The sequence below is a fragment of the Priestia sp. P5_B4 genome (assembly GCF_056400385.1).
The window spans coordinates 1-5,293 of record NZ_JBFULJ010000227.1; the positions used below are offsets into that span (position 1 = coordinate 1).

Consider the following 5,293-nt stretch of genomic DNA (forward strand, 5'->3'; position numbering starts at 1 on the left):
CCTTTAAAGTATTCTCTGTAAGGATCTGTGTAACTGTAATTATATTTTCCTGAGTCTACAAAGAAGTCAGTTTTTCCATAGTTTAAGATAAAGGACAAATCATCCGCATGTTTATGAGTAGTGGAGTGGAAGGYAGATGTGAATAAAAGGTATAAAGGTCTTTCGTTATTCAAATCATTTTTAAAAACAGCCGTACCACCGTCTCCGTATACCATTTCTTGACCAGGTTTTTTTCCTTGTTTTCCTTTTGTGACAACATATAAAAGCTTTTGACTTGTTATAGATTTAGGATTTAAGGAATAAAGGCTTTCAGGCTGTGAATCACCTAACATCGGTAAGTCACCAGATTGGTTACCAACAAAAGCTAGATAATCCTCCATTTTTGAAATGCCATCTTTTAGCTTAGGCTCGTTCACGTTAAATTGTTTGATAAAGCCATTGATGCTTTTAAATAAGTTAAGAACAAGCAGGTGATAAGAAGGACTGTGCTCTTTATGAACACCGCTTTTTGTAACGTCACCTTCTACATGTGTAATTAAACGACCCATTCCTTTTTTATACCATTGCTCACTGTGAGACATATCTGGAAAGATTAGTGCTAATTCAATTAAAGAACGATCTTGGAAAATTCCATGATTACTCCCGGCAGAGTAATTTTTATCATCCATTAAAAAATCACCGTGCTTTTCTAACATTTCAATTAATTTGTTTTCAAAATCTTTATCATAAATAGCTGAATTCTTGTATTGTTCCCAGAATTGAATCATGGTCACGACTCTGTTTGCTGTACTGTGATCTTTCCAAGCAAAGCGGCTTGCTTGTTTTGTAGGAGATGGATTAGCATTCATCCAGCTTTCTATGTACCACTGAGCTTTTTCTAAATATTTTTGAGAATGAGTTTGCTCGTAGGCATTTGTCAAATAACCTACCATATCTAAGCTTTGGAAATAAAAAGACCAGCTGTCATCTTTATAAGGGTTTTCTTTCCATGTTAGTTTACCATTGAATTTATACGTAGGCCAAATAGTGTTAACGTAAAGTTCGTCCCTCATTAGTTTATCTGCTATACCGACAGTTTGAGAGTTGGAACTAACCCGCTTAAAGATACTAATTTTTTTTGCAACCGTTACCTGGATAGATGAACTTTTAGAGTTTGCCGCTGCATAAGCAGGGCTCACTGAAGCTGACATAGATACAAGTAATGAGGAAGCAACAGAACATGTTATCACAAAACTTTTCCAATTTCTTTTCATATAATCCTCCTTTTAATTATAGTTAATAGACTAAATAAACAATGATTCATAGGGATGATTTCTAATTTTACAGTAAAATCTCCTGTTCATAAAAAGTTAGAATACAATTAATATAGTACCTTATAATTAGTATAAAAGTAACTTTTATTTTCCTTTTTATTCAATTTTATGAATGGTAGTTAGAAAAAATAGAATACAGAGAAACGAATAAATGAAATATAATAGCTTCCTAAAAAAAGAGTCCCCGTCATGGAGACTCTTTTAAACTATCAATTAACGTAATAATTGAAGTACGCTTTGTGGCTGTTGGTTAGCTTGACTTAACATAGCCTGAGATGCTTGAGCAAGAATTGAATTCTTCGTTTGTTCCATCATTGTTTTTGCCATGTCAGTATCCCTAATACGAGACTCAGCAGCTGTTAAGTTTTCAGAAGATGTATTTAAGTTATTGATTGTGTGATCAAGGCGATTTTGGAATGCACCAAGCTTTGAACGTTCAGATGATACATTTGTAATGGCATCATTAATCACATCAATTGCAGCTGATGCTTTATCAGCAGTTGAAACGTCTAAGGAAGCCATAGTAGTTGCACTGCTGGTTCCGTCTGTTACGTTGTTTGAAGCTACATATGATGCAACTTTACCAGTAGATGCGCTTTTTGTATCTCCTGCATTCCCCGCAACAGCTAGCCCATTAGTACCTGTAGAATTTGCTCTCATGTCATTGATATCTACAGTAAACGTTTGTCCGCCATTAGCACCGATTTGCATCGTTAATTCTCCAGAAGTACCTTTAGAACCAGCTGTTGTGTTTCCAATAGAGGCAACACCTGTACCTGCTGTTTCTGAGAATGTAGCAGCAGTATCAGATTCAAAGCCAGCTTTTTGAGTTAGTGTTAATGTTCCTGCAGTTCCATCATATCCAACAGTATATTTTTCAGCTAGTCCTTTATTATTTTGAATAGCAGAAGCAATGTTTGCCGTTTGTTCTGTTGCATTTGCACCTGTAACAAACGTATTAGTACTAGGATCAGCTGTAGCACCTGCAGTAAAAGTCACACCATCTAATTTAAAACTTTCTCCTGCAGCAAAAGCCGTTGTAATCGTTATTGTATCAACACCAGCTGTAGCTCCAGTAGTAGCACCTGTAGCCTTTGAACCGTTTAATATCTTTTGGCTATTAAATTCAGTCGTGTTTCCAATTCTATTAATTTCAGAAGTTAGTTGCTTCATTTCATCTTGAATTGCAGTGCGATCAGCATCTACATTTGTATCATTGGCTGATTGAGTAGCAAGCTCACGCATACGTTGAAGAATATCGTGTGTCTCGTTTAATCCACCTTCAGCTGTTTGAATTAAAGAGATAGCATCTTGAGAGTTACGAGATGCTTGATCCAATCCACGAATTTGACCACGCATTTTTTCAGAAATTGCAAGACCTGCTGCATCATCAGCCGCACTGTTAATACGCTGACCTGAAGATAATTTCTCCATAGATTTTGCTTGAGCATTGTTAGCTGTATTGTATTGACGGTACGTGTTTAAAGCTGCAATATTGTGATTAATTCTCATTTTCCTTACCTCCGTATAATGGTTTTACTTCTTGATTTACATCCTTGTATGCAAGAAGTATCCCAGTCTTGGCTGGGATGATAGTAAACGAACATCCTCCGTTTGAGAAATATGTTCATAATATATATCGACTGAGAGAAGAGGTTTTTTATACATTCTATTAATTTATTTAATGAAAAGTTTGTGTGTATATAAAAAGAAAAACCAGTCCTCTATATGAACTGGTTTTTAGCATTAATGAGTAGCTCCGCCTGAAACTAAAATATCATTTTCTGTTACAATGGTGGTTTTTACGATAGAAAGTAACCCCTGTACAATCAAATCCAACGACATACTCGCTTTCCCTGGATGATTGACAGCTTGTTCAGGAAGGTAAGGAATATGAACAAACCCACCTTTAATACAGCAGTTTTGAATCATGTTCATGAGTCCGTAAAATACATGGTTACACACAAACGTTCCAGCGGTTTGAGAGACGCTGCTTGGAATGCCTGCTTGACTCAGATTTTCGACAGCGGCTTTGATCGGCAGTGTCGAAAAGTATGCGGCAGGGCCGTTTTCGATAATAGGGCGATCAATAGGCTGCTGACCAATGTTGTCAGGGATTCGGGCGTCGTCTACGTTAATAGCAACGCGTTCGACCGTAATTCCTTCCCGGCCGCCTGCTTGTCCGACGCAAATGACGATAGAAGGGCTGATGTCTTCTATATATGTATGAAGCTTTGCCATTGATTCGCCAAACACAGTAGGAAGAGGTTTAGCAACAATGTGATAGTCTTCAACAGCTATACCGTCTAAAGCTTTTACAGCTTCTAAAGACGGGTTAATACTTTCACCTTCAAATGGTTCAAATCCAGTTAGTAATACAGTTGTCATTCTATTACTCTCCTTTAAAAGTGATATACAAGGTAATACATCAATAATGTGTTAACAACAAAAACGGATAGCGCAATCGGCACTTGAGCTTTAATCACAGCGTTTTTGTCTTTTAATTCAAGCAGCATAGCAGGTACGATGTTAAAGTTGGCTGCCATTGGTGTAAGAAGCGTGCCACAGTAGCCAGCAAACATGCCGAGCGCTGCCATAATCGCTGGATTTCCGCCATGCATATGTACAATCAGCGGAAGTCCAATACCTCCTGTAATAACGGCAAACGCAGCAAAGGCATTTCCCATGACAATCGTAAATAGCAGCATTCCTAGACAATAAGCCAGCACAGCAACAAACGCATAGTTAGTTGGAAGCACGTCACTCACAATATCTGAAACGACTGTTCCAACGCCTGATTTTGAAAAAATACCGCCAAGAGCTGCTAGCATTTGCGGTAAAATAACTGCCCAGCCGACGGCTTGAAGCAAGCGGCTTCCTTCTTTAACAGGCACGTCCATTTTTGCTTTAGTGACGCCCATTGAAGCGATAAAGGCAATGACAGCTGCGATTGCCAGTGAAATTAACGTGACTTTTTCTGGGTCGATCAATGCCCAGTTTCCAAACTTGATCTTTCCAAAAAGAAGAGTGCCGATAATCGTAAAAATAGGAATAAATAAAGCCGGTAAAAAGATTTTGTTTTTTAATCGCTGTGCGTGAGCCACGCGTTCTTCAGCAGGTGTTTCGGCTTCATTCGATTTAGTGACACGGTTAAATGAAGCAAGCAGCACCATAATAATGACTAAACACCCTATATAAAAAGGCGGAATGACGTTGCCAAATAAAAACGTAACGGAAAACAGCGCCCAAAATAGAGAAGATCCTAAACGGTTAGGATGGTTGTGATCACGTGCGATTCGAATCGCGATAAAAGCAACAATAATACCGAGTAAGTAGTAAATCGTATCAAGCGTCAGGATGCTTTTCATTTAACTCGCCTCCGTCTTTGAAGATGATGTTGGTTTGTGCTTCGTCATTTTTTTGTGAATACGTCGGTCTAACTGACGGAACCGAATCGCACTGATCAGCAGTGCTGCGATAGCTGTTGGAATACCCCAAAGCGCCATATCCCAGACGTCAACGTGAATACCCACAGAGTCAAAGAAGCCTTTCATTAAAAGAATTCCACCCGTTGCGATAAAGATATCTTCGCCGAAAAACCAGCCCGTATTTTCAGCTGCGGCTGCGTGGGCGCGAATATCTTCTTTGACTTTAGGTGGAAGCTCTCCGTACTTGGCACGGGCTGCGCCTTCAGACATAGGTGCGACTAACGGACGAACAGATTGGGCGTGTCCTCCAATATTTAAGCCGACTGCGGCTGAGATTTCACGGATAAAAAGATATATAAGTAAAACATTTCCAGAAGAAGCGTTTTTCGCTTTTTTGATCAGTACTTCCGCCTGTTCCTTTAACCCGTATTTTTCTAATACGCCAAAGATAGGAAGGGTAAGTAAAATAGCCATAGACATATAGCGGTTATCGACAAAAAACTGACCAAACATCGTAATTACTTCATGCAGTGACAAACCTGACACAAGGCC

5 protein-coding genes are annotated in these 5,293 nt (G+C 38.8%); all 5 read right to left on the bottom strand.

The features are described 5' to 3' along the window. A partial coding sequence (locus tag AC1DRF_RS16020; protein WP_477741131.1) for a heparinase II/III family protein occupies positions 1-1,253 on the bottom strand: 1,253 nt, incomplete at its 3' end. A 273-nt stretch (positions 1,254-1,526) separates the two neighbouring features. Continuing rightward, a complete protein-coding gene (locus AC1DRF_RS16025; protein WP_477741132.1) occupies positions 1,527-2,825 on the bottom strand; it encodes a flagellin N-terminal helical domain-containing protein in 1,299 nt (432 codons plus the stop codon). Between the two features lie 234 nt (positions 2,826-3,059). Beyond that, positions 3,060-3,701, bottom strand: coding sequence for a pyroglutamyl-peptidase I (gene pcp, locus AC1DRF_RS16030; protein ID WP_477741133.1), 642 nt, complete (start codon positions 3,699-3,701; stop codon positions 3,060-3,062). Between the two features lie 14 nt (positions 3,702-3,715). Further along, positions 3,716-4,681, bottom strand: a complete 966-nt coding sequence (locus tag AC1DRF_RS16035; protein ID WP_452635823.1) for a DUF979 domain-containing protein — start codon at positions 4,679-4,681, stop codon at positions 3,716-3,718. Then, a partial coding sequence (locus tag AC1DRF_RS16040; protein ID WP_477741134.1) for a DUF969 domain-containing protein occupies positions 4,682-5,293 on the bottom strand: 612 nt, incomplete at its 5' end.

Coding starts and splice junctions, on each gene's coding strand:
- AC1DRF_RS16025 (WP_477741132.1), bottom strand. CDS start 2,825: ATGAGAATTAATCACAATATTGCAGCTTTAAACACGTACCGTCAATAC.
- pcp (WP_477741133.1), bottom strand. CDS start 3,701: ATGACAACTGTATTACTAACTGGATTTGAACCATTTGAAGGTGAAAGT.
- AC1DRF_RS16035 (WP_452635823.1), bottom strand. CDS start 4,681: ATGAAAAGCATCCTGACGCTTGATACGATTTACTACTTACTCGGTATT.